Below are 25,528 nucleotides of genomic sequence, written 5' to 3'. Positions count from 1 at the left end.
GCGCTGAATCCAAAGCTGGTGCCTCGAAGGGGCTCGAACCGTCATGCGCTTGGCCAACATCGTTTTCAGTGTCACGTTCTGCCTGCTGGTGACTGCTGCCTTGCATCGCCCGGCGGAGGCGCAGCAGCCCGCGCCGGAAAAGCGCATCGCCCTGGTCGTCGGCAACGGCGCCTATGCCAAGGGCGCGCTGGCCACCGCGGCCAACGATGCCGGCCTGATCGCGCAGACCTTGCAGGCCGCGGGCTTCGACGTGGTCGGTGCCCGGGATCTCGATGCCGACACCCTGCGCAAGAGCTTTCGCGATTTCATTCACAAGGCGCAGTCGTCAGACGGCAACACCGTGGCGATGGTCTATCTCGCGGGTTACGGCATGCAGCTCGCCGGCGAGAACTATTTCCTTCCCGTCGATGCCAACGTCGCCAGCGATGTCGACATCCCGACCGAAGGTCTGCGCCTGAGCGACTATGTGCGTCAGCTCGCGGCGGTTCCCTTGAAGGCCGGCGTGGTCGTGCTCGACGCCGCGCGCCAGCAGCCGTTCATCACCGGCGGTTCGACCATTGCAGGCGGTCTCGCGCTGGTCGAGCCCGACAACAACATGCTGATCGCCTTCAACGCAGCTCCGGGCACGATCGCTCCGAACGAGACCGGCTCCTACGGCGTCTATGCGCGATCGCTGGCGGAGATGATCCGCGCCGGCGGACTGTCGTTGCCGGAGGTGTTCGACCGGTTGCGGCTGCGCGTCAACGAGGAGACCAAGGGCGCCCAGGTGCCGTGGGATGCACAGAAAGTCCAGGCCGCCTTCACCTTCTTCGAGCGCGCGCCGGATGCGCCGGCCACGCAGGCAAGCCCCGAGCAGACGGCGGCGCTGCGCGCCCGGCCGATCCGCGAGTTGCCGGTGCAGGAGGCCTACGCCGCGGCGCTGGAGCGTGACAGCTTGCAGGGCTATGAGGATTTCATCGCCGCCTATCCGAGCGACCCGCTCGCCCGGCGGGTGCGCGCCATCGTCGCCGCCCGCCGCGAGGCGCTGACCTGGCGGCGGACCTATCGCACCGACAGTCCTGAAGCCTATTGGTCGTATCTGAAACGTTATCCCTATGGCGCGCATGCTGCGGATGCCCGACGGCGCCTGGCGATGTTGTCGGCGCAAGCCGAGCCGCCGCCGAGCTTCGCGATGATCGAATACGACGTGCCGCCGCCGCCGCTCGACGAGGTCGTCTATATCGAAAGGCCGGTGCTGCTGTTCTCGGATCCAGAGTTCGGCTTCGTGCCGCCGCCTCCGCCGCCGGTCTACGTGCTGCCGCCGCCACCGCCCGAGTTCGTCGATCTGCCGCCGCCTTACGCGCCGGTCGGCCTGTTCATCCTGCCGCGGCCGGTGTTCGTGCCGATTCCGGTCTATGTCCGGCCGCCGGCCTTCGTCGCGCCACCGCCGAGCAACATCATCTACCAGAACATCCACAACACGACCGTCATCAACACCGTGATCAACCGTCCGGCACCGCCAGCCGCGCCGATGACCGCAGGTCCCGCGGCGGCGACATCGCCCGCCATGGCGGTGGCTCCGGCCCTGCCGCCGGCGGTGGTGCAGCGCGCGACGTTGATTCAGCAGGGCAAGGTCCCGCCGCCCGGACCGCTTGCCAATCCCGCCGGCAGGCCTGGCGCGCCCCCGGCGGTTCAGGCCAACGCGCCTTCAGGCGGAGCTTCGCCCGCTCCGGGGGGACCGGGGCAGGGGCCATCCCCCGTGAATGCGCTGCCAGTCCCGGGACGTGGCGGTCCGCCGGTTCCTCCCTCGGTTCAGGCTCCGAATCCGCATGTGCAGGCACCGGCGTCCCCTGGTCCGGGCCAGCCGCCGTCGGTACGGCCGGATCTTCGCGCGAACCGCGCGCCCGCCGGGGCCGCCGCGCCTCCGCCGGCGGGGCCGTCCGCGACGCCGGTCCGCCCGGCCATCCCATCAGTTTCTCCCCGCGGCCGCGTGCCCGAGGTGAGTCCGCGCATCCAGCAGGCGGCGCCGCCGATCCAGCGCCCCGTACCCCCACCGGCAACCGCACGGTTGAGCCCGCCGCCGGCGCCGCCACGACCGCCGGTTGCGCCGATGGTCCGGGCGGCACCGCCCCGGCCGGCGCCGCCGCCGCAAGTCATGCGCCCGGCCGCTCCGCCGCAGATGGCACGCCCAGCACCCCCACCGCCGATGGTGCGTTCCGCACCCCCGCCGCAGATGGCGCGTCCTGCGCCTCCACCACAGATGGCTCGTCCGAGCCCGCCGCCGATGGCCGCGGTGGCTCGGCCGGCGCCTCCGCCTCCGCCGCAGATGGCCCGCCCCGCGCCTCCGCCGCCGCGCCCGGCGCCGCCGCCGCAGGCGGCCGGCAAGAGATGTCCGCCGAACGTTCCGCATTGCTGAGCCCGCGCCGCCGCGGCGGCGCGGCGGTTGCAACGCGATCGTGTTTTCGATATTGGCCGAACCGCCGGACTGATCGATCGTGGGCGCAGGACGTCGGCGGCCGACGACGTGTTGCGGGGGCCACAGTGATCACAGCGTTTGTTCGGACCTTGCGGGCGTTGCTGTGGCGAAGCGCGTTCGTGGCCGTGCTTTGCAGTCTCGGCATGTCGAGCATCTCGTCACCGGTCGTGGCCCAGGGGCTGCCCGGCGCCGACACCGTCTACGCGTCAGCGCCGCCGCGCCTCCTGCAGATCCGGACCCTCGTGGCGGATGCGGGGCGGCAGACGTCGACCGGCTCGGGCTTCCTGGTGTCGGCCGACGGACTGGCGATCACGAACTATCACGTCGTCTCCGACGCGGCGCTCGAGCCGAAGACCTATCGGCTGGAATATACGGGCGCCGACGGCACGCAAGGCGCGGTGACGCTGCTCGCCGTCGATCTTCCCAATGATCTCGCGCTGGTTCGCGTCGACAAGCGGGACGCGCCGTTCTTTGCGTTCGACAAGGCCGCGCTCGACGGCAGCGTGCCCAAGGGCGAACGGCTGTACTCGCTCGGCAATCCGCTCGACCTCGGCTTCACCATCATCGAAGGCACTTATAACGGCCTGGTCGAGCACAGCTACAACGACCACATCCACTTCACCGGCGCGCTCAATCCGGGCATGAGCGGTGGCCCGGCGGTCAATGCGCAGGGGCAGGTGGTTGGCGTCAATGTCGCGACCCGCCGCGGCGGCCAGCTGATCAGCTTTCTGGTGCCGGCCCGGTTCGCCGCCGCGCTGCTCGCACGCGGCCGGGATGCCAAGCCCGCAGCGGGCGATCTGCGCAAGGACGTGAGCGCGCAGCTCGCGAACTGGCGCGGCGCGCTCTACAAATCGCTCGGCGACGAAGGCTTTCGCGATCGCGTGTTCGGCTCCTACCAGGCGCCGGAAACGCGGGCTGTGTGGTTCGAATGCTGGGCCAGCACCAACGCCAGCGCATCGCCGAAGCCGCGCGCCAGCATCAATGCGACCAGCTGCAAGGCGGAGGCGAGCGTTTATGTCGCCTCCGATCTCAACACCGGCGTGGTCGAAGTCAGTCATTCCTACGCGAAGTCGATCGACCTCAATCAATTCCAGTTCGCCACCGTGCTGACGCAGCTGGCGCAGCCGCGGCTGACGATGGGCGGCTCGTTCCGCAAGTGGTATACGCCGCAGCGTTGCCATGAGGATTTCGTCGGCCTCGCACCGGCGGCCGAGCATCCGCCCCTGCGCGTGATGTGGTGCGCGCAAGGCTATCGTGAGTTCGACGACCTCTATGACGTCGTGCTGGTCGCGGTGACGCAGGACCGCGCCGACGAGGCGCTCGTCTCGCGGCTCAATCTGCAGGCGGTCGCCTATGACGACGCGTTGCGGCTCGGCAAGAGCTTCCTCGAACGGCTGCAGGTCGCCCGATGATCTGGATCGAGATCCTGTCCAAGCATCGCGACGTCGCCGGCCGCTTCCGCGTCGACGCGGCCGAGATCAGCATCGGCCGCGGCTACGACAATCACGTCATTCTCGACGACCCCTATGTCGCCGCGCGCCACGTCCGCATCTTCCGTGACGAGGAGGGGCGCCTCGTCGCCGAAGATCTCGGCAGCGCCAACGGCCTCTATCTCGGCCGCAGCAAGAGCCGCAAGCCGCAGTTGGTGCTCGACGGCAGCGAGCCGATCCGGATCGGCCAGACCCTGTTGCGGGTGCGCGACGCCGGTCATGCCGTGGAGCCGGAGCGCCTTGCGGGATCCGAGCGTGGCGCGCTCCCGATCGTCGCCGCGATCGTGCTCGGTGCCGCTCTGGTTGCCCTCAATGCGATCCTGGTCTGGTTTGCGCAAACCTCGGAGCCGCATCTGTCCGACTATCTCGTGCCGACCCTGACCTTGATCGGCGTCGTCGTGGCGTGGGTCGGCGTCTGGGCGCTGCTGGCGCGGCTGTTTTCCGGGCGCTCGCATTTCCTCCGGCATCTGCTGACCGCACAGGCCGGCCTGGCAGCGTTCTTCCTCTACAGCGAGCTCGCGCAGATCGCCTCGTTCGCGCTGACATGGACGACCGTCTTTACCTACGGCTACGTCGTGTCCTGGGTCGTCTTCGCGGCCATCTGCTTCCTTCATCTGCGTGAGGTCGGGCGCACCCACATGATCGCCAAGGGCATCGTCGTGGGCGTGCTGCTCGTGGTCGCAATCGCGGTGCAGAGCCTGCAGCGATCGGAGGCGTTCACGAACTCGGGCAGGCCCAATATCAGCCACGTGCTGATGCCGCCGTCGCTGCGCCTGGTCCCGCTCCGAACCGAGCAGACGTTCATGGATGACGTCGCCGGGCTGAAGTCCAGGCTCGATGCCGACCGCGCCGAGCTGAAACCGACCAGCGCGGAGCGCTGAGAACAGTTCCACCGTCTTCGCTGCCGGAGACTGGCAGTTCCCGAGCTCCCGTCATCGCCTCGGCTCCGAGATTTACGGGGATTGGCTCTGGCGCTACTGGTATCAAGGTGTGTCATGAGCAGGGAAGGCATCGGAATGCGCGGTCGTCTCGCGCAAGATCGGGCCGCCCGCGGCGGGGACGCGCGTGCGTGGCCTTTCCAAGCGAGAAAGGCTCTGACCGGATCAGGGGCCTGCGAGCTGGCCATAGACGGGGCCGGTCGGCATCTATCCGCTGGACGAGTTCTGCGCCCGGGATTGCGGTCGCGGAGCTGCTCCAGACGGAATAGGGGCCCATTTTCCTTGCGTTGCGCCAGAATCCGGCTATATAGCGCGCCATCTCACACGGAAACTTGGCTCTCCTAGAGGGCGTCCGGTGGCAAGCCGGGCCATGACGGCCCGTTTTTGCTCACGCGTTTCCGGAGGAATCAACCGGAGAATATCCAATGGCGTTGCCTGAATTCACGATGCGCCAGCTGCTCGAAGCTGGCGTTCACTTTGGTCACCAGTCTCACCGCTGGAATCCGAAAATGGCCGATTTCATTTTCGGAGCCCGCAACAACATCCACATCATCGACCTCGCCCAGACCGTGCCGCTGCTGCACACGGCGCTGCAGGCGGTGAGCGACACGGTTGCCAAGGGCGGCCGCATCCTGTTCGTCGGCACCAAGCGCCAGGCGCAGGACAACGTCGCCGATGCGGCCAAGCGCTGCGCGCAGTACTTCGTCAATTCGCGCTGGCTCGGCGGCACGCTGACCAACTGGAAGACTATCTCGGCGTCGATCAAGCGCCTGCGTCACCTCGATGAGGTGCTGTCCTCGGGCGAGGCCAACTCCTACACCAAGAAGGAGCGCCTGACCCTGCAGCGCGAGCGCGACAAGCTCGACCGCTCGCTCGGCGGCATCAAGGACATGGGCGGTCTGCCCGACATGATCTTCGTGATCGACACCAACAAGGAAGACATCGCGATCCAGGAGGCCCAGCGCCTCAACATCCCGGTCGCCGCGATCGTCGACACCAATTGCGATCCGAAGGGCATCACCTATGTGGTCCCGGGCAATGACGACGCCGGCCGCGCCATCTCGCTGTATTGTGACCTGATCGCCCGCGCCGCCATCGACGGCATCTCGCGCGCCCAGGGCGAGCTCGGCATCGACGTCGGCGCATCCGCGGCTCCGCTGGAGGAAGACCTTCCGGCGGCGTCCACCTCGACGTTCCAGGGTCTGCCGGGTCCGCGTGGCACCGCCGACGATCTCAAGAAGCTCACCGGCGTGTCGGGTGCCATCGAGAAGAAGCTGAACGACCTCGGCATCTTCCACTACTGGCAGCTCGCCGAGCTCAACCACGACACGGCGCACCAGATCGGTGAAGAAGTCGGTCTGCCGAGCCGGGCCGACGCCTGGGTCGCCCAGGCCAAGTCGCTCGCCGACGCCTAAGACGACACGATCAAGAATCTGGCCGGCGTCGCACGCCGGCCATCGCGACTGAGATAGGTATATTTCCTGGCAGCGGACGGCGATGAGCCATCCGCTGCGTCGCGCTTTGGACAGGCAAAAGGACGTTCAACGATGGCTAATATCACCGCAGCGATGGTGAAGGACCTGCGCGAGTCGACCGGCGCGGGCATGATGGATTGCAAGGCCGCGCTCACCGAGAACGGCGGCGACATGCAGGCCGCGCAGGACTGGCTGCGCAAGAAGGGTCTGTCGAAGGCCGCCAAGAAGGCCGGCCGCGTCGCGGCCGAGGGTCTGATCGGCGCGCTGACCTCGGGCAAGAAGGGCGTGGTCGTCGAGGTCAACTCGGAGACCGACTTCGTCGCGCGCAACGAGCACTTCCAGGGCCTGGTCAAGATGATCGCCCAGGTCGCGCTCGACGTCGGCGCCGACGTCGAGAAGATCAAGGCCGCCAAGGTCGGCAGCATCACGGTCGAGGCCGCGATCGCCGATTCGATCGCGACCATCGGTGAGAACCAGACGCTGCGTCGTGCGGCTTCGCTCGAAGTGAGCCAGGGCGTCGTGTCGAGCTACGTGCATGGCGCCGTCATCGAGGGCGCCGGCAAGCTCGGCGTGATCGTGGCGCTGGAATCGCCCGGCAAGGCCGACGAGCTCGCCGTGCTCGGCCGTCAGCTCGCGATGCATGTCGCCGCGGCCAACCCGCAGGCGATCGATGCCGCCGGTCTCGATCCCGAGCTCGTCAAGCGCGAGAAGGACGTGCTCGCCGACAAGTATCGTCAGCAGGGCAAGCCGGAAAACGTGATCGAGAAGATCGTCGAGTCCGGTCTGAAGACCTACTACAAGGAAGTCACCCTGCTCGAGCAGGCCTTCATCCATGACAGCGGCAAGTCGGTCGCGCAGGCGCTGAAGGAGGCCGAAGGCAAGGTCGGCGGTCCGATCAAGGTGGCCGGTTTCGTCCGCTATGCACTCGGTGAGGGCATCGAGAAGGAAGAGACCGACTTCGCTGCCGAAGTCGCCGCCGCCAGCGGCAAGAAGTAACGACGAAGACAGTTACGATCCGGCGCGGTCTTCGCGCCGGATCTCAACGCGCGGGATAGGGACATATTGGCATATGGCTGAGCCGGTCTATCGTCGCGTCGTGGTCAAGCTGTCGGGCGAGTATCTCGCCGGCCCGCATTCCCATGGTATCGACCAGCCGACCGTCGATCGGATCGCCGACGACCTCATCGCCGCCCAGAAGCTCGGAATCGAAATCGCCGTCGTCGTCGGCGGCGGCAACATGGTGCGCGGCGTCGAAGTGTCGTCGCAAGGCGTGTCCCGCGCGACCGGCGACACCATGGGCATGCTGGCGACGGTGATGAACTGCCTCGCCTTGGAGGCCGCGATCCAGCGCAAGGGCAGCCCGGCACTGGCACTGTCCGCCTTCGTGATGCCGGAGGTCTGCGAGCTGTTCACCCGCGCTGCGGCGCACAAGGCGCTCGCCGAGGGACGGATCGTCGTGCTCGGCGGCGGCACCGGCAACCCCTATTTCACGACCGATACTACTGCGGTGCTCCGGGCGGCCGAGATCGGCGCCCAGGCCGTGCTGAAGGCCACCAATGTCGACGGCGTCTATAGCGCCGATCCCAAGAAGGATCCGGCCGCCAAGCGCTTCGACCGGCTGACCCATTCCCAGGCCATCGAAGGCGGCTACAAGGTGATGGATGCGACGGCATTCGCGCTTGCCCGGGAAACGTCGCTGCCTATCATTGTGTTCTCCATTGCCGAACCCGGCGCGATCGGCGCGATGCTGCAGGGCAAAGGGCGCGGCACCATCGTCGCGGGGTGATCCGCGGCACCGTCGGCGGCCGGTGTTGGACCGGCTCCGTGCCTGCGGTAGAAGCGTAAGCGACACAGGAATTCGTCCGGGAGCAGTCGAGTCCAGCCGATGGCCTTCCAAGGCTCGGCCGGACCGGGTGAAGGGCCCGGGGTTGCAGGAAAGGAAAGCGTGATGACCACGGGCAATTTCGATCTCAACGACCTGAAGCGCCGCATGCAGGGCGCGACCCAGGCGCTGAAGCACGAGCTCGGCGGCCTGCGCACCGGCCGTGCCTCGGCCTCGATGGTCGAGCCGGTCCAGGTCGAGGCCTATGGCTCGCACATGCCGCTCAATCAGCTCGCGACCGTCTCGGTGCCCGAGCCGCGCCTGCTGTCGGTGCAGGTCTGGGACCGCTCCATGGTCAAGGCGGTCGAGAAGGCGATTGTCGATTCCAATCTCGGCCTGTCGCCGGCCACCGAGGGCCAGGTGATCCGGCTGCGCATTCCCGAGCTCAACCAGGAACGCCGCAAGGAGCTGGTCAAGGTCGCGCACAAATATGCGGAAGCTGCCCGTGTCGCCGTCCGCCACGTCCGCCGCGACGGTCTCGACACCCTCAAGAAGCTCGAGAAGAATCACGAAATGTCCGAGGACGACCAGGAGCGGCTCGCCGGCGACGTGCAGAAGGCGACCGACAGCGTGATCTCGGAGATCGACCAGCTGCTGGCGGCGAAGGAAAAGGAAATCCTCACCGTCTGAAGGATGCGCCTGATGTCCAAAGCCGCGGCCCCGGTGACGGAGGCGCCGGACCGGTCCGACGGACCGGCCCATGTTGCCATCATCATGGATGGCAACGGCCGCTGGGCTGCGGCGCGCGGCCTGCCGCGCGCGGAAGGTCATCGCCGCGGTGTCGAGGCGCTGCGCCGCGTGGTGCGGGCCTCGCATGAGCTCGGCATCCGCTATCTCACCATCTTCTCGTTCTCGTCGGAGAACTGGTCGCGTCCCGCCAGCGAGATCGGCGACCTGTTCGGCCTGTTGCGCCGCTTCATCCGCAACGATCTCGCCACCCTGCATCGCGACGGCGTTCGTGTCAGGGTGATCGGCGAGCGCGACGGGCTCGAGCCCGACATCTGCGCGCTCCTCAGCGAGGCCGAGGAGCTGACCCGGGGCAACACCAAGCTGACGCTGGTGGTGGCCTTCAACTACGGCTCGCGCCAGGAGATCGCGCGCGCGGCGCAGCGTCTGGCCCGCGAGGTCGCGGAGGGCCGACGCGATCCGGCCTCGATCGATGCCGACGCCATCGGCGCTCATCTCGATGCGCCCGACATTCCCGATCCCGATCTCATCATCCGCACCAGCGGCGAGCAGCGGCTGTCGAACTTCCTGATGTGGCAGGCGGCCTATAGCGAGCTGGTGTTCGTCGCCGTCCATTGGCCCGACTTCGACAAGGCCGCGCTGGAGGGCGCGATCGCCGAGTTCGGCCGGCGTGAACGCCGCTTCGGCGGCCTCGTGGCGAAAACCGCCTCGTGAGCAAACCGGACACCGCAGCCGTGGGAGATGCCGCCAGCGCCGCGCAACGCGACGCGGCCGCGCAGCCGAAAAAGTCTGCGCCCAGCAATCTCGTGATGCGGGTCGCGGCGGCGCTGGTGCTGGTGCCGCTGGCGCTCGGTGCGGCCTATGCCGGCGGCATGTTCTGGACCGCATTGGTCACGGTCGTCGCGGTCGGCCTGTATCTCGAATGGCTCATGGTGGTCGGCGAGGTCCGCACGGTCTCCGTCGGCACGGCCGGCGCGCTCGCCATCGCGGTCGCCGGCATCTGCTGCGCGTTCGGCCTGATCGACGTCGCCGTGATCGTGCTCGCGCTCGGGCTGGTTGCCGTCACGGTTCTGGCTGCGGGCCGTCGCGCCTGGGTCGCGGCCGGGTTCGTCTATGCCTGCGCTGCCGAACTCGCGTCGGTCCTCGTGCGGTTCGATGCATCCGAGGGCTGGCACGCGCTGGTGCTGGTGTTCCTCGTCGTGTGGGCGAGCGACATTGGCGGCTATGTCGCCGGACGCAGCATCGGCGGCCCCAAGCTCGCGCCCCGCGTGAGCCCGAACAAGACCTGGGCCGGCGCGATCGGCGGCTTCGCGGCCAGCCTCGCTGCGGCCGCCGGCTGGTCGCTGGCTGGCGCCGGCGGACTGGTGGCGGTGCTTGCGATGGCCGCGGTGCTGTCGGTGGTGTCGCAGCTCGGCGATCTCGGCGAGTCCGCCGTGAAGCGCCGGTTCGGCGTCAAGGACTCCAGTCACATCATTCCCGGCCATGGCGGCCTACTGGACCGCCTGGACGGCTATGTCGCCGCGATCGTGTTCGCGGCATTCGTGGGTTTGCTGCGCGGCGGCCTCGACGGCGTCGGCCGCGGTCTTCTGGTTTGGTGACCGGCGCGACTCGCCGGTCGAGATTTTTGGTGGAAACATGAGCGCAGTGCCATTGCGGAACAACAAGGCCGGTGTGGCGGAGGTGCGCAGCATCACCGTGCTCGGCGCTACCGGCTCGATCGGCGATTCGACCATGGATCTCCTGCGCGGCGCACCGGAGCGCTACCGGGTCGAGGCGCTGACCGGCAACAGCAATGTCGAGGGTCTGGCCAAGCTCGCCCGCGAGTTCAATCCGCGCTTCGTGGCCGTCGCCGATCCCGCGCGGCTCGGCGAGCTGCGCGAGGCGCTGGCCGGCACCGGGATCGAATGCGGGGCAGGTGAGAGCGCCATCATCGAGGCCGGCGCGCGTCCCGCCGACTGGGTCATGGCCGCGGTGTCGGGTGCCGCCGGCCTCAAGCCGGCGCTCGCCGCGGTCGACCGCGGCGCGACGGTCGCCCTCGCCAACAAGGAATGCCTGGTCTGTGCCGGCGATTTCTTCATGCAGCGCGCCGCGCAGGCGAATGCCTGCATCCTGCCGGCCGATTCGGAGCACAATGCGCTGTTCCAGGCGCTGTCCTCGGGCAATCGCGAGGAGCTGGTGCGGGTCATCATCACCGCCTCGGGCGGACCGTTCCGCACCTGGGCGGCCACTGACATCGAGCAGGCGACCTTGGCGCAGGCGCTCAAGCATCCGAACTGGAGCATGGGCCAGAAAATCACGATCGATTCGGCCTCGATGATGAACAAGGGCCTCGAGGTGATCGAGGCGTCCTACCTGTTCGCGCTGGCGCCGGACGAGATCGACGTGCTGGTGCACCCGCAATCGATCGTTCACGGCATGGTCGAATTTTCCGACCGCTCGGTCGTGGCCCAGCTCGGCGCGCCCGACATGCGGATCCCGATCGCGCATTGCCTCGGCTGGCCGGAGCGCATCAAGGGACCGTCGGCCCGGCTCGACCTCGCCAAGATCGGCACCTTGACGTTCGAGGCGCCGGACTTCGCCCGGTTCCCGGGGCTGCGGCTGGCCTACGATTCGCTGCGGACCGGCCGCGGCGCCACGACGGTGTTCAATGCCGCGAACGAGGTCGCGGTCGCGGCCTTCATCGCCGGGCAGATCCGATTCGGTGCGATTGCCCGGCTGGTGGAGGCGACGCTCGAGGATTGGACCCGGTCAGGTAATCAGGCACCTCTTGGTTCGGCGGACGATGCCATCGCCATTGACCATGATGCGCGAAAAAGGGCCGCGAGCCTCTTGCCTCAAATCGCCGCAAAAGCATCTTAAAGGGTTGGATGGGCCTTCGGGCCTGCGGGAAGGGAATCGGATGACCGAGTTTTTCCACCATATTTTCAACACGTTGAGCGGCGGCCTTCTCGCCTACATCATCCCGTTTTTGTTCGTGCTGACGATCGTGGTGTTCTTCCACGAGCTCGGCCATTTCCTGGTCGCGCGCTGGGCCGGCGTGAAGGTCCTAACGTTTTCGCTCGGATTTGGTCCTGAGTTGATCGGTTTCAACGACCGCCACAACACCCGCTGGAAGATCTCGGCGATCCCGCTCGGCGGCTATGTGAAGTTCTTCGGCGACGAATCGGAGGCCTCGACGCCTTCATCCGAGGCGATCGCGAAGATGAGCGCCGAGGAGCGCGCCGGCAGCTTCCACCACAAGACCGTCGGTCAGCGCGCCGCGATCGTCGCGGCCGGCCCGATCGCCAATTTCATCCTCGCCGTGATCATCTTTGCCGGCATGGCGCTCTATTACGGCAAGCCCAACACGACCCCGCGGGTCGATGCGGTGCAGCCGGACAGCGTCGCGGCGGCCGCCGGCTTCAAGACCGGTGACGTCATCGCCGCCATCGACGGCCGGGCGATCGAGACGTTCGGCGACATGCAGCGGATCGTGTCGGTGAATGCCGGAACCGAGCTGACCTTCCTGATCAAGCGCGATGGCTCCGAGATCACCCTGAAGGCCACGCCCGCCCTCCAGGAGCGCAAGGATTCGTTCGGGAACAGTCACCGAATCGGCGTGCTGGGTATCCAATACAACGCCAAGCCGGATGAATCGCGGTCGGTCCCGGTCGGCTTCTTCGAATCGATCAAGTTCGGCGTCGAGCAGGTCTGGTTCATCATCGGCACAACCTTCAAGTTCATCGCATCGCTGCTCTCGGGAACCGGCAATGCCGGCGAGCTCGGCGGAACGATTCGGATCGCCCAGCTGTCCGGACAGGCGGCGAGCCTCGGATTCCAGGTTCTGGTGAACTGGTGCGCCATGATCTCGGTCTCCATCGGGCTCCTGAACCTGTTCCCGGTTCCGCTGCTCGATGGTGGACACCTGCTGTTTTACGGGGTGGAGGCGGTTCGCGGCCGCCCCTTGTCCGAGCGGGCGCAGGAGATGGGGTTCCGAATCGGCCTGGGCCTCATCCTCATGCTCCTGGTCTTCACGACCTATAACGATATCCTTCACATCGCGGGGTCCTGACGGCGTCTCTTTTCCGACGTGGCCGATAGGCAACGTTTTGAAACGAATTTGAAAATTCGGAGATATCCGGCGTTTGCCGTCGGGGCCAAATTGGCTACAAGCGAACGACAAATGGGAATCTGTCGGTTTGGTAGGGGTACCGAACCGGCCTCGGAATAAGGGCGCGTAGCGCATGAAGTTCGGATTGCGGGTGCGGGGGGGCTTGGCGGCCGCCTTTATCATGATCGCCGGATCGGCAGCTTTGCCGCTGGCGGGCGTGGTGGTTTCGTCGCCAGCTGCGGCTCAGACGGTCAACTCGATCGAAGTGGTGGGCAATCGCCGCGTCGAGCTGGAGACGATCCGCTCGTACTTCAAGCCGGGGCCTGGCGGCACGCTGGATGCGGGCCGGGTCGACGATGGCCTGAAGGCCCTGATCGAGACCGGTCTGTTCTCGGACGTGAGGATCAACCGCCAGGGTGGCCGGCTGATCGTGACCGTCGTCGAGAACCCGGTGATCGGACGCGTTGCCTTCGAGGGCAACAAGAAGGTCAAGGACGAGCAGCTCCAGGCCGAGGTCCAGTCGAAGCCGCGTGGCACCCTGTCGCGGCCGATGGTGCAGTCCGACGCTCAGCGCATCTCCGAAATCTACCGCCGCTCGGGCCGATATGACGTGCGCGTCACGCCGGAAATGATCGAGCAGCCGAACAACCGCGTCGACCTGATCTTCACGATCGAGGAAGGCGCAAAGACCGGCGTGAAGTCGATCGAGTTCGTCGGCAATGGCGCGTTCTCGTCCTATCGCCTCAAGGACGTCATCAAGACCCGCGAGACCAACCTGCTGAGCTTCCTCGGCTCGGGTGACGTCTACGATCCGGATCGCGTCGAAGCCGACCGCGACCTCATCCGCCGTTTCTACCTGAAGAACGGCTATGCCGACGTGCAGGTGGTGGCCGCGCTGAGCGAGTACGACCCTGAGCGCAAGGGCTTCATGGTGACCTTCAAGATCGAGGAAGGTCAGCAATATCGGGTCGGTTCGGTCGACTTCCAGTCGACGATCGCGACGCTCGACCCCAACTCGCTGCGCGGCTATTCGCGCGTCAGCGTCGGCTCGCTCTACAACGTCGAGAACATCGAGAAGTCGGTCGAGGAGATGCAGATCGAGGCCTCGCGGCGCGGCTACGCGTTCGCTGTGGTCCGTCCGCGCGGCGACCGCAACTTCGAGGCTCACACGGTGTCGGTGGTGTTCGCCGTCGACGAGGGCCCGCGCACCTATATCGAGCGCATCAACATCCGCGGCAACACCCGCACGCGCGACTACGTCATTCGCCGCGAGTTCGACATCTCCGAGGGTGACGCCTATAACCGCGCCCTGGTCGACCGTGCCGAGCGGCGCCTGAAGAATCTCGACTTCTTCAAGGACGTGAAGATCTCGACCGAGCCTGGCTCGTCGAGCGACCGCGTCATCCTGGTCGTGAACCTCGAAGAGAAGTCCACCGGCGACTTCTCGATCTCGGGCGGCTACTCGACCACCGACGGTGCTCTGGCCGAGGTCTCGATCTCCGAGCGCAACTTCCTCGGCCGCGGCCTGTTCGCCAAGGCCTCGGTGACCTACGGCCAGTTTGCCCGCGGCTACTCGCTGTCCTTCGTCGAGCCGTACCTGCTCGACTACCGGGTCGCGCTGGGTCTCGACCTCTATCAGCGCCAGCAGCTCGCCAACAACTTCATCTCCTACGGCACCAAGACGCTCGGCTTCAGCCCGCGCCTCGGCTTCCAGCTGCGTGAAGATCTGTCGCTGCAGTTGCGCTACTCGATCTACCGTCAGGAGATCACGCTGCCGACGACGCTGTCGGACTGTAACAACCTTGCCGCCGGCAGCATGATCGGCAACCGGTTCGTGCCGTTCAACCCGACCCCGGCCTTCATCAACGCCAATGGCGGCGTGGATCCGACCGGCAACAATGGTCTGGGCTGCTTTGCCAATGGCGAGGCCTCGCTGCCGGTCCGCCAGGAGCTGGCGAATGGCGCGACGCTGACCTCGGCGCTCGGCTACACGCTGAACTACAACACGCTCGACAACAACAAGAACCCGACTGAAGGCCTGCTGGTCGACTTCAAGCAGGACTTCGCGGGTGTCGGCGGCGACGTGTCCTATCTGAAGACCGCGTTCGATGCGAAGTACTTCACCCCGCTGGTGTCGGACATCGTCAGCATCGTCCATCTGCAGGGCGGTATCCTGAACAAGATCGGCAACACGCAGCTGCGCATGCTCGATCACTTCCAGATGGGTCCGAACCTGGTTCGCGGTTTTGCCCCGAACGGCATTGGTCCGCGTGACATCAATCCGTTCGGCACGCAGGACGCGCTGGGCGGCACCAAATACTGGGGCGCTTCGCTCGAACTGCAGATGCCGTTCTGGTTCCTGCCCAAGGAGACTGGTCTGAAGGGCGCCGTCTACGCCGACGCGGGTGGGCTTTGGGGTTACCAGGGACCGACGTCGTGGGCTCTGACGGGCGAAGTCAATACCCCCGGCTGCATCAGGCCGACCCGCAATCCGACCAATGCGGGCACCTGCCTCGGCCTGCAGTTCGACGACCAGAACACGGTCCGGACCTCGGTCGGTGTGGGTCTGGTGTGGGCGTCGCCGTTCGGCCCGCTGCGCTTCGACTACGCGATCCCGCTCACCAAGGGCCAGTTCGACCGGACGCAGGAGTTCCGGTTCGGTGGTGGCACCAGCTTCTAAGGCTGCCGCCAGGGCCAAATCCGGGTTGGCCTGAGCCCACCCGGACGGTGTAAGAGATAGGAGCTCGGTTCCGGGAGATCGGAGCCGGGCTCTGACTTTTTGCGAAGACGCTTTCCCCGAGAGTACAACGGAATGGCCCAGCCGACCTTCTTCCAATCCCCCCCGCGGACGACGCTGGCGGCGATCGCTACGGCCGCCAAGGCCACGCTGGTCGATCCGTCGCGCGGAGAGCAGGTGATCAAGGGATTGGCGTCGCTCGACGAAGCCGGTCCGATGCACTTGGCGTTCTTCGACAATCTCAAATACGCGGACCAGCTCGCCGCGACGAAGGCCGGGGCCTGCCTGGTCAGCCCGCGTTTCGAAGCGCGCGTGCCGCCGCATGTGGCTGTGCTCCGCGCCAATCAGCCATTCCGCGCCTTCGTGCAGCTCGCCCGCGAGATGCATGCCGACGCGCTGCGGCCGCAGTCCTGGTTCGGCTGTGACGGCATCTCCCCCCAGGCGATCATCGATCCGACCGCGCGGCTGGAGGACGACGTCATCGTCGAGCCGCTGGCCGTGATTGGCGCCCATGCCGAGATCGGCTCGGGCACCATTGTCGGTGCGGGCGCCGTCATCGGCCCGCACGTCAAGATCGGCCGCGACTGCAACGTCGGCGCCCGGACCGTGATCCAGTGCGCGCTGATCGGCAACGACGTGCTGATTCACCCCGGCTGCAGCATCGGCCAGGACGGCTACGGCTTCATCTTCTTCGGAGCAGACGGGCACACCAAGGTGCCGCAGACCGGCCGGGTACTGATCCAGAATCACGTCGAGGTCGGCGCCGGCACTACCATCGATCGCGGCAGCCTGCGCGACACGGTGATCGGCGAGGGCACCAAAATCGACAACCAGGTTCAGATCGGCCACAATGTCACGATCGGCCGGCATTGCCTCCTGGCGGCCCAGATCGGGCTGGCAGGAAGCCTCACGATCGGCGACAACGTCGCGCTCGGGGCGAAGGTGGGCATCAACAATCACCTGACGATCGGCGATGGCGCACAGGTGACCGCGATGAGCGGCGTCAAGGACGACATCCCGCCGAACGGCCGGTGGGGGGGCTTCTTCGCCAAGCCGACCAAGCAGTGGTTCCGCGAGATCGTCGCCGTGGAACGGCTGGTGCGTGATCAGACCGCGACGAAAAAGGACGAAGGACAGGAGTGATGGAGGAGTCACCCATCAGGTTTGCGGACATCGATATCAACGAGATTCTGAAGACGCTGCCGCACCGTAACCCGTTTCTCCTGATCGACCGCGTGAAGAACATCCGCGCCGACTACAGCGGCATCGGCGTCAAGAACGTCTCTTTCAACGAGCCGTGCTTCCAGGGGCATTTCCCGGAGCGGCCGGTCTATCCGGGCGTGCTGATGATCGAGGGCATGGCGCAAACTGCGGGCGTGATCGGCATCAAATCGGTCGAAGGCACGGAAAAGCCGCGCGCGGTGTATTTCCTCACCATCGACAAGTGCAAATTCCGCAAGCCGGTGCTGCCGGGCCAGACCATCGAGTACCACATGCGCTCGATCGGCCGGCGCAAGACGATGTGGTGGTTCCACGGCGATGCCAAGGTCGATGGCACGGTCGTTGCCGAGGCCGATGTCGGCGCGATGCTGACTGACTGACCTGCGCCGAAAAGAGTTGGTTGCGTTGAAATGAGCAAGATTGATCCCACCGCGCGTGTCGAGGACGGCGCTGTCATCGGCGATGGCACCGTTATCGGGCCGTACTGCATCATCGGCCCCAACGTCGTGATCGGCGCCAATTGCAGGCTGATCAGCCACGTCCAGATCATGGGCCACACCACGCTCGGCGACGACAACGTGATCTCGCCGTTCGTCGTGCTCGGCGGCGCGCCGCAGGACCTCAGCTATCGCGGCGAGCCGCACCGGCTCGAGATCGGCTCCGGCAACACCTTCCGCGAAGGCGTGACGATGAACATCGGCACCACCAAGGGCGGTGGCCTGACCAGGATCGGCAATGCCGGGTTCTTCATGAACAATGCGCATGTCGCCCACGACTGCGTGGTCGGCAACAACGTGATCTTCGCGACCTCGGCGACGCTCGGCGGCCATGTCGAGGTCGGTGATGCCGTCTACATCGGCGGGCTCTCCGCCGTGCATCAGTTCACCCGCATCGGCCATGGCGTGATGGTCGGCGGCGTCTGCGGCGTGCGCGGCGATATCATCCCGTATGGTCTCGTCAACGGCCAGTACGCCGCGCTCGAAGGCCTCAACGTCATCGGCATGAAGCGCCGCAAGTTCACCCGCGAGCGCCTCGCCACCGTCCGCGCCTTCTATCAGAAGCTGTTCCACGGCCCCGGCGTGTTCGCCGATCGGCTGGCTGAAGTGCGGTCGATGGCCGGCGACGATCCGGCGATCGCCGAGATCCTCGCCTTCATCGAGGGCGGCCGCCACCGCGCGCTGTGTCTGCCGGAGATCGGCAGATCCGCGCCCGCCGAGGTCTGACGGTCGTGGGCGGGCCGGCCAGCGAGACCGCGGCGCCTGTCGGCCTGATTGCCGCCGGCGGCGTGCTGCCCTTCGCGGTCGCCGACGCCATCGTCGCGCGCGGCCAGACGCCGGTGCTGTTCGCCCTCAAGGGCATCTGCGATCCCAAGCCGCTGGCGCGCTTCCGCCACCACTGGATCGGCCTCGGCCAGCTCGGCAACGCCTTGAAGCTGCTGAAAGCGGAAGGCGTCCGCGAGCTGATGTTCATCGGCAACCTCGTGCGCCCCGCAGTGTCCGAGATCCGCTTCGACTGGGGCACCTTGCGCGAGCTGCCCTACATCTGGTCGGCGTTCCGTGGCGGTGACGATCATCTGCTGTCGGGCGTCGGCCGCATCTTCGAGCGCCATGGCTTCCACATGATCGGCGTCAAGGATGTCGCGCCGAACCTGCTGGTGCCCGAAGGGCCTCTGACGCGGAACCGGCCGAACGACCTGGTCACTGGCGACATCGCCAAGGGCCTCGCCGTGCTCAGGGCGATGGCACCGTTCGATGTCGGGCAGGCGGTGGTCGTCATCGACGGCCATGTCGTCGCGCTCGAAGACATCGAGGGGACCGACGGGCTGCTGGCCCGCGTGGCGCGGCTGCGTGCCGACCGTCGCATCCGCTCGGCGGTCGGGCGGGGCGTGTTGGTGAAGGCGCCGAAGGCCGGGCAGGATCTCCGCTACGACCTGCCGACCATCGGCCCGCGCACCGTCGAAGGTCTGTCGAACGCAGGCCTTGCCGGCGTCGCGGTCGCCAGCGCCCATACGCTGCTGGCCGATCCGCAGGAGACGGTCACGGCCGCCGATCGCGCCGGCGTGTTCATCACGGGTGTGATTGCGTGACGGCGCGGCCGCCGGCCGGGCCGGCCATCCGCAGGATCTGTCTCGTCGCCACCGAAGAGTCCGGCGACCGCCTCGGCGCCAGGCTGATGAAGGTGCTACGCCAGCGCCTCGGCGATGGCGTCGAATTCACCGGCGTCGGCGGCCGCGACATGACGCGAGAGGGACTCGTCTCGCTGTTCCCGATCGAGGAGCTGTCGATCGTCGGCTTCACCGCCGTGCTGAAGCAGTTGCCGAAGATCCTGCGCCTGATCCGTGGCACGGTCGATGCGATCGTTGCAGCACAGCCGGACGTGCTCGTCATCATCGACAGCCCCGATTTCACCCAGCGCGTCGCCAAGCGGGTGCACGCCCGCGATGGCGCGATTCCGATCGTGAACTACGTCGCGCCCACGGTCTGGGCCTGGCGTCCCGGCCGTGCCAGGGCGATGCGCGGCTATGTCGATCACGTGCTGGGCCTGTTGCCGTTCGAGCCCGACGCGTTTCGCAGGCTCGGTGGGCCGCCCTGCACCTATGTCGGCCACCCTCTGATCGAGCAGTTGTCCACGCTGCGCCCGAGCACGGCAGAGCAGGCACGGCGCGATGCCAAGCCGCCGGTGCTGCTGGTGCTGCCCGGCAGCCGGCGCAGCGAGGTTGCGCGCCACATCGCCGTGTTCGGCGAGACGCTGGCACGGCTGCAGGCGCAGAACATTCCGTTCGAGGCGGTGGTGCCGACGACGCCGCATCTCGAAGCCGCCGTCAGGGCCGGGGTGGCGCACTGGCCGGTCGCGCCGGTCATCGTGACCGGCGAGGCGGAGAAGCGCAGCGCCTTCAGGCGCGCCCATGCAGCGCTCGCGAAATCGGGAACGGTCACGCTGGAGCTCGCGCTCTCCGGCGTGCCCATGGTGACCGCCTATCGCGTTGGCGAGGTCGAAGCCTTCATCCTCAGACGTATCGTCAACGTGCAGTCCGTGATCCTTGCCAACCTCGTGATCGGCGAGAACGTGATTCCGGAATTCCTGCAGGAAGCCTGCACGGCGGATAATCTCGCGCCCGTGCTCGTCGACCTTCTCGGCAATGGCCCGATCCGCGCGCGCCAGGTCGAAGCGTTCAATCGGCTCGACGGCATCATGTCGACCGGCGCTGCCTCGCCGAGCGTGCGCGCCGCCGACATCGTGCTGGCGACGATGCGCGGGGGACGGCAGGCGCCGTTCTGACAACAATCTCGGCTTCGCAGGGGGTGCAAAGTCGGCCGTTCATCGGCGCTACACCAACGGCTTCAGCAGCGCACGATCGAAGCCAGCCGGCATTCGTCGCAAAGAATAAAGGCCCGTCCAGCGTACTGGACGGGCCTTCGAGAGATGAGTTCACGTGTCGCGATCAGCCGCGCTTGTCCATGTCGACGTAGTTCCGCGTCGCGACGCCGGTGTAGAGCTGGCGCGGACGGCCGATCTTCTGCTGCGGGTCCTCGATCATCTCGCTCCACTGGCTGATCCAGCCGACGGTGCGGGCGACCGCGAACAGCACGGTGAACATCGACACCGGGAAGCCCATCGCCTTCAGGGTGATGCCCGAATAGAAGTCGACGTTCGGGTACAGCTTGCGATCGATGAAGTACTGATCGCTGAGCGCGATCTTCTCGAGCTCGAGCGCGACCTTGAGCATCTGATCGTCGGCGTGGCCCGTCTCCTTGAGCACCGCGTGACACATCTTCTGCATGATCTTGGCGCGCGGGTCGTAGTTCTTGTAGACGCGATGGCCGAAGCCCATCAGGCGCACGTCGCTGTTCTTGTCCTTCACCTTGGCGATGAAGTCCGGAATCTTGTCGACGGTGCCGATCTCGGCCAGCATGTTCAGCGCCGCCTCGTTGGCGCCGCCATGCGCCGGGCCCCACAGGCAGGCGATGCCGGCGGCGATGCAGGCGAACGGGTTGGCGCCCGAGGAGCCGGCAATGCGCACCGTCGAGGTCGAGGCATTCTGCTCGTGGTCGGCGTGCAGGATGAAGATCTTGTCGAGCGCGTCGGCGAGCACCGGGTTCGGCTTGTAGTCCTCGCACGGCACGGCGAAGCACATGTGCAGGAAGTTCTCGGCGAAGGACAGCGAGTTCTTCGGATAAACGAAAGGCTGGCCGATGGTGTATTTGTAGGCCATCGCCGCGAGCGTCGGGATCTTCGCGATCATCCGCATCGACGCGATCATGCGCTGCTTCGGATCGTTGATGTCGGTGGAGTCGTGGTAGAACGCGGCGAGCGCGCCGACCGAGGCCACCATGACGGCCATCGGATGCGCGTCACGGCGGAAGCCGTGGAAGAAGCGCGACATCTGCTCGTGCACCATCGTGTGATGGGTCACGCGATAGTCGAAATCCTTCTTCTGGGCGGCGGTCGGGAGCTCCCCGTACAGCAGGAGATAGCAGGTCTCCAGGAAGTCGCCCTTCTCGGCGAGCTGCTCGATCGGGTAGCCGCGGTATTCCAGGACGCCGGCGTCGCCGTCGATATAGGTGATCTTGGACTGGCAGCTGCCGGTCGAGGTGAAGCCGGGGTCATAGGTGAACATCCCGGTCTGGGCGTAGAGCTTGCCGATGTCGATGACGTCGGGACCCACGGTGCCGCTCAGGATCGGAAGATCGAAATTCTTGTTGCCGACGGTGAGCGTCGCGGTCTTGCTTGCGGATTTTGCGTCCATCGTTTGTCCCCGATGAGATCGTTAGGCTTGGCCCTTGTTCTTTGTGAGAGATGGCAGGGCGGGTGGACTTTATCTAGTGCGGGCTCTGACTTGCCGTCAGCGTCGTCCGCGGCACTGTTGCCGTGAACATGTTAAGCGATGGTCAAGTCCGAAACCGCACTGGAATCTTATACTTACTAGTGTCCTTCGGCTTTCACATTCGCAAACGCGCCGGTCGCAACGTGTTACAATCGTCAAAGCCCCGGATACCAATTTGTGCCGCACAACTGCGTATCGTATTGCCCTGTGCGCTGCAAGATGGGGGGAAATGAGACCTTATGCGGTGGCCTGGTCCTCGAGGCGGCCTAAGGATTCATCACGCCCGAGGATGGCCAGAACATCGAAGATGCCGGGCGAGGTGGTCCGTCCGGTGAGCGCCGCGCGGAGCGGCTGGGCCACGGCGCCCAGCTTGAGATTGTTTGTTTCGGCAAACGCACGCAGCGCGGCTTCCGTGGCCGGTCCGCTCCAGCTCTCGACGCCAGCCAGCGCCTCGTGCAGCCGGCCGATCAGCGCGCGGCTGTCCGGCGTCAGCAGGGCCGCGGCCTTGGCGTCGATCGGCAGCGGGCGGTCGGCGAAGATGAAGGCGGCGCCGTCGATCAGCTCCAGCAGCGTCTTGGCGCGCTCCTTCAAGCTCGGCATCGCCTGCGTCAGCTGCGCCCGCGTGGCGTCGTTGAGCTTGGCCTTCAGCGCCGCGCCGTTCGGCACGTAGTTCAGCACGTCCTCGAACTGGCGCACCAGCGCGGCGTCGTCGCTGTGACGGATATAGTGGCCGTTGAGATTTTCGAGCTTGGCGAAGTCGAAGCGCGCCGCGGAGCGGCCGATCGCCGGCAGGTCGAACGCCCCGATCATCTCCTCGGTCGAGAAGATCTCCTGGTCGCCATGGCTCCAACCGAGCCGCACCAGGTAATTGCGCAGCGCGGATGGCAGATATCCCATCGCGCGGTAGGCATCGACGCCGAGCGCGCCGTGGCGCTTGGACAGCTTGGAGCCGTCGGGCCCGTGAATCAACGGGATGTGCGACATCGACGGCACCGTCCAGCCGAGCGCATCGTAGATCTGCTTCTGGCGCGCGGCGTTGATCAGATGGTCGTCGCCGCGGATCACGTGGGTGACGCCCATGTCGTGGTCGTCCACCACGACGGCCAGCATGTAGGTCGGATTGCCATCGCCTCGCAGCAGCACGAGATCGTCGAGGTTCTCGTTCTGCCAGACCACGCGGCCCTGCACCTGATCCTCGATCACCGTCTCGCCGGTCAGCGGCGCGCGCAGCCGGATGGTCGGCTTGACGCCTTCGGGGGCCTCCTTCGGATCGCGATCGCGCCACATCCCGTCGTAGAGCCTGGTGCGGCCTTCGGCGCGCGCCTTCTCGCGCATCGCGGTCAGCTCCTCGGCGGTGGCATAGCAGCGATACGCCATGCCGCTGGCGAGCAGCTGCTCGGCGACCTCGCGGTGCCTGGCGGCGCGGCTATATTGGTAGATGACCTCGCCGTCCCAGTCGAGCTCGAGCCATTTCAGCCCGTCGAGGATGGCCGCGATCGCCGCATCGGTCGAGCGCTCGCGGTCGGTGTCCTCGATTCTGAGCAGCATCTTGCCGCCGCGGCCGCGCGCATACAGCCAGTTGAACAGGGCCGTCCGGGCGCCTCCAATGTGGAGAAAGCCGGTCGGGGAGGGGGCAAAGCGCGTGACGATCGGGGTGGTCATGGGTGGCAGCACGAAATCCAGGCAGGGGCTCAAGAGGGCGGGGGGTGTATAGCAGGCCTATCGCATAACTAAAGCCTTCCTTGGGGGAGGCGGATTTGGCACATAGGCTGCCAAATTCCGGAGCAGGACATTTCTTGATGACCACGACGACAGACACGGCAGCGACGGCAGAGGCAGGGCGCGACTTCATCCGCGACATCGTCCAGGCCGATCTCGACAGCGGCAAGCACAAGACCGTCGTCACCCGGTTCCCGCCGGAGCCGAACGGCTACCTGCATATCGGCCATGCCAAGTCGATCGGTCTCAACTTCGGCATCGCCCGGGAGTTCGGCGGCCGCTGCAATCTGCGCTTCGATGACACCAACCCGACCAAGGAAGAGCAGGAATATATCGATTCCATCCAGGCCGACGTGCGCTGGCTCGGCTACGACTGGGGCGACAACCTGTTCTATGCCTCGGATTATTTCGAGCGGCTGTACGAGTGGGCGGAAGGCCTGATCAAGGCCGGCCTCGCCTATGTCGACGACCAGACCCAGGAGGAGATCCGGCTGGCGCGCGGCACCTTGACCGAGCCCGGCAAGAACAGCCCGTTCCGCGACCGCACGGTCGAGGAGAATCTCGACCTGTTCCGGCGCATGAAGGCCGGCGAATTCCCGAACGGGGCGCGCGTGCTGCGCGCCAAGATCGACATGGCCGCCGGCAACATCAATCTGCGCGATCCCGTGCTGTACCGGATCCTGCACGCCCATCACCCGCGCACCGGCGACACCTGGAAGATCTATCCGAGCTACGACTACGCCCACGGCCAGTCGGACGCGATCGAGGGCGTGACGCATTCGATCTGCACGCTCGAATTCGAGGATCACCGGCCGCTGTACGAATGGCTGCTCGACAAGCTGCCGGTGCCGTCGCATCCGCGGCAGTACGAGTTCGCGCGTCTCAACCTCACCTACACGCTGCTGTCGAAGCGCGTGCTGACGCGGCTGGTGCAGGACGGCCATGTCTCCGGCTGGAACGATCCGCGCATGCCGACCATCGCCGGCCTGAAGCGCCGCGGCGTGCCGCCGGCGGCGGTGCGCGAATTCACCAAGCGCATCGGCATCGCCAAGGCCAACAGCATCGTCGATGTCGGCATGCTGGAATTTTGCATCCGCGAGGAGCTGAACCGCACGGCGCAGCGCCGCATGGCAGTGCTGCGTCCGTTGAAGGTGGTGATCGAGAACTATCCGGAAGGCCAGGTCGAGGAGCTCGAAGCGATCAACCATCCGGACGATCCCTCCGCCGGCACCCGCAAGATTGCCTTCGGCCGCGAGCTCTATATCGAGCAGGACGACTTCATGGAGAACCCGCCGAAGAAGTTCTTCCGCCTGTCGCCCGGCAACGAGGTGCGGCTGCGCTACGCCTATTTCATCAAGTGCCGCGAGGTCATCAAGAACGACGCGGGCGAGATCGTCGAGCTGCGCTGCACCTATGATCCCCAGACCAAGGGCGGCAACGCGCCCGACGGCCGCAAGGTCAAGGCAACCATGCACTGGCTGCCGGCCGCGCAGTCGCTGAAAGCCGAGATTCGCATCTACAACCAGCTGTTCGCCAATCCGAGCCCGAACGCGGCCGACTTCACCGCCGACCTCAATCCGAACTCGCTCGAGGTCCTGACCGATGCGCGCATCGAGCCCGCGATCGCCGAAAGCAATTCGGCCGAGCCGATGCAGTTCGAGCGCCAGGGCTACTTCGTCCGCGATCCCGACTCGACGCCGGACAAGCTGGTGTTCAACCGCACCATCGGCCTGCGCGACACCTTCGCGAAGGAAGTCGCGAAGGGGTGAGGCCGCCCGTGCCAACGGATGGGGTCAGTTGATCGCGTCCTGCCCGGCCTCGGTCAGCGTCGGCACGCCGTCGCTGACCTCGACGAGGCCGCGCTCGGTCAGCAGCGACAGGTCGTCGTCGGCGATGGGGGAAAGTGTGAGCCGGTGCGCCTTGATGTCCCGGAGGGTCCAGCGCAGATGGATGGCCTTCTCCAGATCCAGGTCGGAGAAGGGGTCGTCGATATCGTGGGCGTCCATACC

The 25,528-nt window shown here is 66.4% G+C and carries 21 protein-coding genes; 18 read left to right on the top strand and 3 right to left on the bottom strand.

All coding sequences use genetic code 11. From position 1 onward, the window contains the following. Positions 1 to 43 precede the first annotated feature (43 nt). The 17 genes from QXZ94_RS10960 (at position 44) to lpxB (ending at position 20,254) form a co-directional block, all read left to right on the top strand. Positions 44 to 2,395, top strand: a complete 2,352-nt coding sequence (locus QXZ94_RS10960; RefSeq protein ID WP_315720417.1) for a caspase domain-containing protein — start codon at positions 44 to 46, stop codon at positions 2,393 to 2,395. Positions 2,396 to 2,520: 125 nt separating this feature from the next. Beyond that, a complete protein-coding gene (locus QXZ94_RS10955) occupies positions 2,521 to 3,867 on the top strand; it encodes a serine protease (RefSeq protein ID WP_315720416.1) in 1,347 nt (448 codons plus the stop codon). Next, a complete protein-coding gene (locus QXZ94_RS10950; RefSeq protein ID WP_315720415.1) occupies positions 3,864 to 4,826 on the top strand; it encodes an FHA domain-containing protein in 963 nt (320 codons plus the stop codon). The genes QXZ94_RS10955 and QXZ94_RS10950 overlap by 4 nt, the downstream gene beginning before the upstream one ends. 482 nt (positions 4,827 to 5,308) lie before the next feature. Next, positions 5,309 to 6,298 carry a 30S ribosomal protein S2 gene (locus QXZ94_RS10945; protein WP_172109565.1) on the top strand — a complete coding sequence of 330 codons (990 nt, stop codon included), beginning with the start codon at positions 5,309 to 5,311 and terminating at the stop codon, positions 6,296 to 6,298. Between the two features lie 132 nt (positions 6,299 to 6,430). Next, complete coding sequence (gene tsf, locus QXZ94_RS10940) at positions 6,431 to 7,354, top strand: translation elongation factor Ts (RefSeq protein ID WP_315720414.1); 924 nt, start codon at positions 6,431 to 6,433, stop codon at positions 7,352 to 7,354. Between the two features lie 73 nt (positions 7,355 to 7,427). Continuing rightward, complete coding sequence (gene pyrH, locus QXZ94_RS10935) at positions 7,428 to 8,144, top strand: UMP kinase (RefSeq protein WP_315720413.1); 717 nt, start codon at positions 7,428 to 7,430, stop codon at positions 8,142 to 8,144. A 162-nt stretch (positions 8,145 to 8,306) separates the two neighbouring features. Further along, complete coding sequence (frr, locus tag QXZ94_RS10930; RefSeq protein ID WP_172109562.1) at positions 8,307 to 8,870, top strand: ribosome recycling factor; 564 nt, start codon at positions 8,307 to 8,309, stop codon at positions 8,868 to 8,870. A 12-nt stretch (positions 8,871 to 8,882) separates the two neighbouring features. Then, positions 8,883 to 9,641 (top strand): isoprenyl transferase, encoded by a 759-nt coding sequence (locus tag QXZ94_RS10925; protein WP_172132644.1) that lies wholly within the window; start codon positions 8,883 to 8,885, stop codon positions 9,639 to 9,641. After that, the gene (locus QXZ94_RS10920; protein WP_315720412.1) at positions 9,638 to 10,525 is read left to right on the top strand and encodes a phosphatidate cytidylyltransferase; all 888 of its coding nucleotides are present in this window, start codon (positions 9,638 to 9,640) and stop codon (positions 10,523 to 10,525) included. Before QXZ94_RS10925 ends, QXZ94_RS10920 begins: the two co-directional genes overlap by 4 nt. 37 nt (positions 10,526 to 10,562) lie before the next feature. Further along, positions 10,563 to 11,786, top strand: coding sequence for a 1-deoxy-D-xylulose-5-phosphate reductoisomerase (gene dxr, locus QXZ94_RS10915; protein WP_315720411.1), 1,224 nt, complete (start codon positions 10,563 to 10,565; stop codon positions 11,784 to 11,786). 40 nt (positions 11,787 to 11,826) lie between these two features. Continuing rightward, positions 11,827 to 12,978 carry an RIP metalloprotease RseP gene (gene rseP / locus QXZ94_RS10910; RefSeq protein ID WP_172109558.1) on the top strand — a complete coding sequence of 384 codons (1,152 nt, stop codon included), beginning with the start codon at positions 11,827 to 11,829 and terminating at the stop codon, positions 12,976 to 12,978. Positions 12,979 to 13,150: 172 nt separating this feature from the next. After that, positions 13,151 to 15,697, top strand: a complete 2,547-nt coding sequence (gene bamA / locus QXZ94_RS10905) for an outer membrane protein assembly factor BamA (protein ID WP_315720410.1) — start codon at positions 13,151 to 13,153, stop codon at positions 15,695 to 15,697. A 132-nt stretch (positions 15,698 to 15,829) separates the two neighbouring features. Then, complete coding sequence (lpxD, locus tag QXZ94_RS10900; protein ID WP_315720409.1) at positions 15,830 to 16,897, top strand: UDP-3-O-(3-hydroxymyristoyl)glucosamine N-acyltransferase; 1,068 nt, start codon at positions 15,830 to 15,832, stop codon at positions 16,895 to 16,897. Continuing rightward, positions 16,897 to 17,355 (top strand): 3-hydroxyacyl-ACP dehydratase FabZ, encoded by a 459-nt coding sequence (gene fabZ / locus QXZ94_RS10895; RefSeq protein ID WP_172184774.1) that lies wholly within the window; start codon positions 16,897 to 16,899, stop codon positions 17,353 to 17,355. Before lpxD ends, fabZ begins: the two co-directional genes overlap by 1 nt. Positions 17,356 to 17,385: 30 nt before the next feature. Next, a complete protein-coding gene (gene lpxA / locus QXZ94_RS10890; protein ID WP_315720408.1) occupies positions 17,386 to 18,198 on the top strand; it encodes an acyl-ACP--UDP-N-acetylglucosamine O-acyltransferase in 813 nt (270 codons plus the stop codon). Between the two features lie 5 nt (positions 18,199 to 18,203). After that, positions 18,204 to 19,061 carry an LpxI family protein gene (locus tag QXZ94_RS10885; protein ID WP_315720407.1) on the top strand — a complete coding sequence of 286 codons (858 nt, stop codon included), beginning with the start codon at positions 18,204 to 18,206 and terminating at the stop codon, positions 19,059 to 19,061. Next, entirely contained in the window at positions 19,058 to 20,254 is a 1,197-nt protein-coding gene (gene lpxB / locus QXZ94_RS10880; RefSeq protein WP_315720406.1) for a lipid-A-disaccharide synthase, read from the top strand. The genes QXZ94_RS10885 and lpxB overlap by 4 nt, the downstream gene beginning before the upstream one ends. A 163-nt stretch (positions 20,255 to 20,417) precedes the next feature. Here lpxB and gltA read toward each other — a convergent pair whose 3' ends face one another. Then, on the bottom strand, positions 20,418 to 21,722 hold the full coding sequence (gene gltA / locus QXZ94_RS10875) for a citrate synthase (protein WP_315720405.1): 1,305 nt from the start codon (positions 21,720 to 21,722) through the stop codon (positions 20,418 to 20,420). A 315-nt stretch (positions 21,723 to 22,037) separates the two neighbouring features. Next, positions 22,038 to 23,462 (bottom strand): glutamate--tRNA ligase, encoded by a 1,425-nt coding sequence (gene gltX, locus QXZ94_RS10870; protein ID WP_315720404.1) that lies wholly within the window; start codon positions 23,460 to 23,462, stop codon positions 22,038 to 22,040. 137 nt (positions 23,463 to 23,599) lie between these two features. Between gltX and QXZ94_RS10865 the strand changes: the two genes are divergently transcribed. Next, positions 23,600 to 25,288: a glutamine--tRNA ligase/YqeY domain fusion protein gene (locus QXZ94_RS10865; protein WP_315720403.1), complete on the top strand. Its 1,689-nt coding sequence runs from the start codon at positions 23,600 to 23,602 to the stop codon at positions 25,286 to 25,288. A gap of 24 nt (positions 25,289 to 25,312) precedes the next feature. Here QXZ94_RS10865 and QXZ94_RS10860 read toward each other — a convergent pair whose 3' ends face one another. Continuing rightward, complete coding sequence (locus QXZ94_RS10860; RefSeq protein WP_172109548.1) at positions 25,313 to 25,525, bottom strand: hypothetical protein; 213 nt, start codon at positions 25,523 to 25,525, stop codon at positions 25,313 to 25,315. Between the last annotated feature and the right edge of the window lie 3 nt (positions 25,526 to 25,528).

Origin of the sequence: Bradyrhizobium sp. SZCCHNS2022 (assembly GCF_032377575.1) — a bacterium.
GTDB lineage: Bacteria > Pseudomonadota > Alphaproteobacteria > Rhizobiales > Xanthobacteraceae > Bradyrhizobium > Bradyrhizobium aeschynomenes.
The sequence above is the reverse complement of the archived record's forward strand: the minus strand, read 5'-3'. Positions and strand labels throughout refer to the sequence as shown.

Bases quoted from the DNA above. Each gene is read 5' to 3' on its own strand.
- QXZ94_RS10960 (WP_315720417.1), top strand. From the start codon at position 44: ATGCGCTTGGCCAACATCGTTTTCAGTGTCACGTTCTGCCTGCTGGTG.
- QXZ94_RS10950 (WP_315720415.1), top strand. From the start codon at position 3,864: ATGATCTGGATCGAGATCCTGTCCAAGCATCGCGACGTCGCCGGCCGC.
- QXZ94_RS10945 (WP_172109565.1), top strand. From the start codon at position 5,309: ATGGCGTTGCCTGAATTCACGATGCGCCAGCTGCTCGAAGCTGGCGTT.
- tsf (WP_315720414.1), top strand. From the start codon at position 6,431: ATGGCTAATATCACCGCAGCGATGGTGAAGGACCTGCGCGAGTCGACC.
- pyrH (WP_315720413.1), top strand. From the start codon at position 7,428: ATGGCTGAGCCGGTCTATCGTCGCGTCGTGGTCAAGCTGTCGGGCGAG.
- frr (WP_172109562.1), top strand. From the start codon at position 8,307: ATGACCACGGGCAATTTCGATCTCAACGACCTGAAGCGCCGCATGCAG.
- QXZ94_RS10925 (WP_172132644.1), top strand. From the start codon at position 8,883: ATGTCCAAAGCCGCGGCCCCGGTGACGGAGGCGCCGGACCGGTCCGAC.
- dxr (WP_315720411.1), top strand. From the start codon at position 10,563: ATGAGCGCAGTGCCATTGCGGAACAACAAGGCCGGTGTGGCGGAGGTG.
- rseP (WP_172109558.1), top strand. From the start codon at position 11,827: ATGACCGAGTTTTTCCACCATATTTTCAACACGTTGAGCGGCGGCCTT.
- bamA (WP_315720410.1), top strand. From the start codon at position 13,151: ATGAAGTTCGGATTGCGGGTGCGGGGGGGCTTGGCGGCCGCCTTTATC.
- lpxD (WP_315720409.1), top strand. From the start codon at position 15,830: ATGGCCCAGCCGACCTTCTTCCAATCCCCCCCGCGGACGACGCTGGCG.
- fabZ (WP_172184774.1), top strand. From the start codon at position 16,897: ATGGAGGAGTCACCCATCAGGTTTGCGGACATCGATATCAACGAGATT.
- lpxA (WP_315720408.1), top strand. From the start codon at position 17,386: ATGAGCAAGATTGATCCCACCGCGCGTGTCGAGGACGGCGCTGTCATC.
- gltA (WP_315720405.1), bottom strand. From the start codon at position 21,722: ATGGACGCAAAATCCGCAAGCAAGACCGCGACGCTCACCGTCGGCAAC.
- gltX (WP_315720404.1), bottom strand. From the start codon at position 23,462: ATGACCACCCCGATCGTCACGCGCTTTGCCCCCTCCCCGACCGGCTTT.
- QXZ94_RS10865 (WP_315720403.1), top strand. From the start codon at position 23,600: ATGACCACGACGACAGACACGGCAGCGACGGCAGAGGCAGGGCGCGAC.
- QXZ94_RS10860 (WP_172109548.1), bottom strand. From the start codon at position 25,525: ATGGACGCCCACGATATCGACGACCCCTTCTCCGACCTGGATCTGGAG.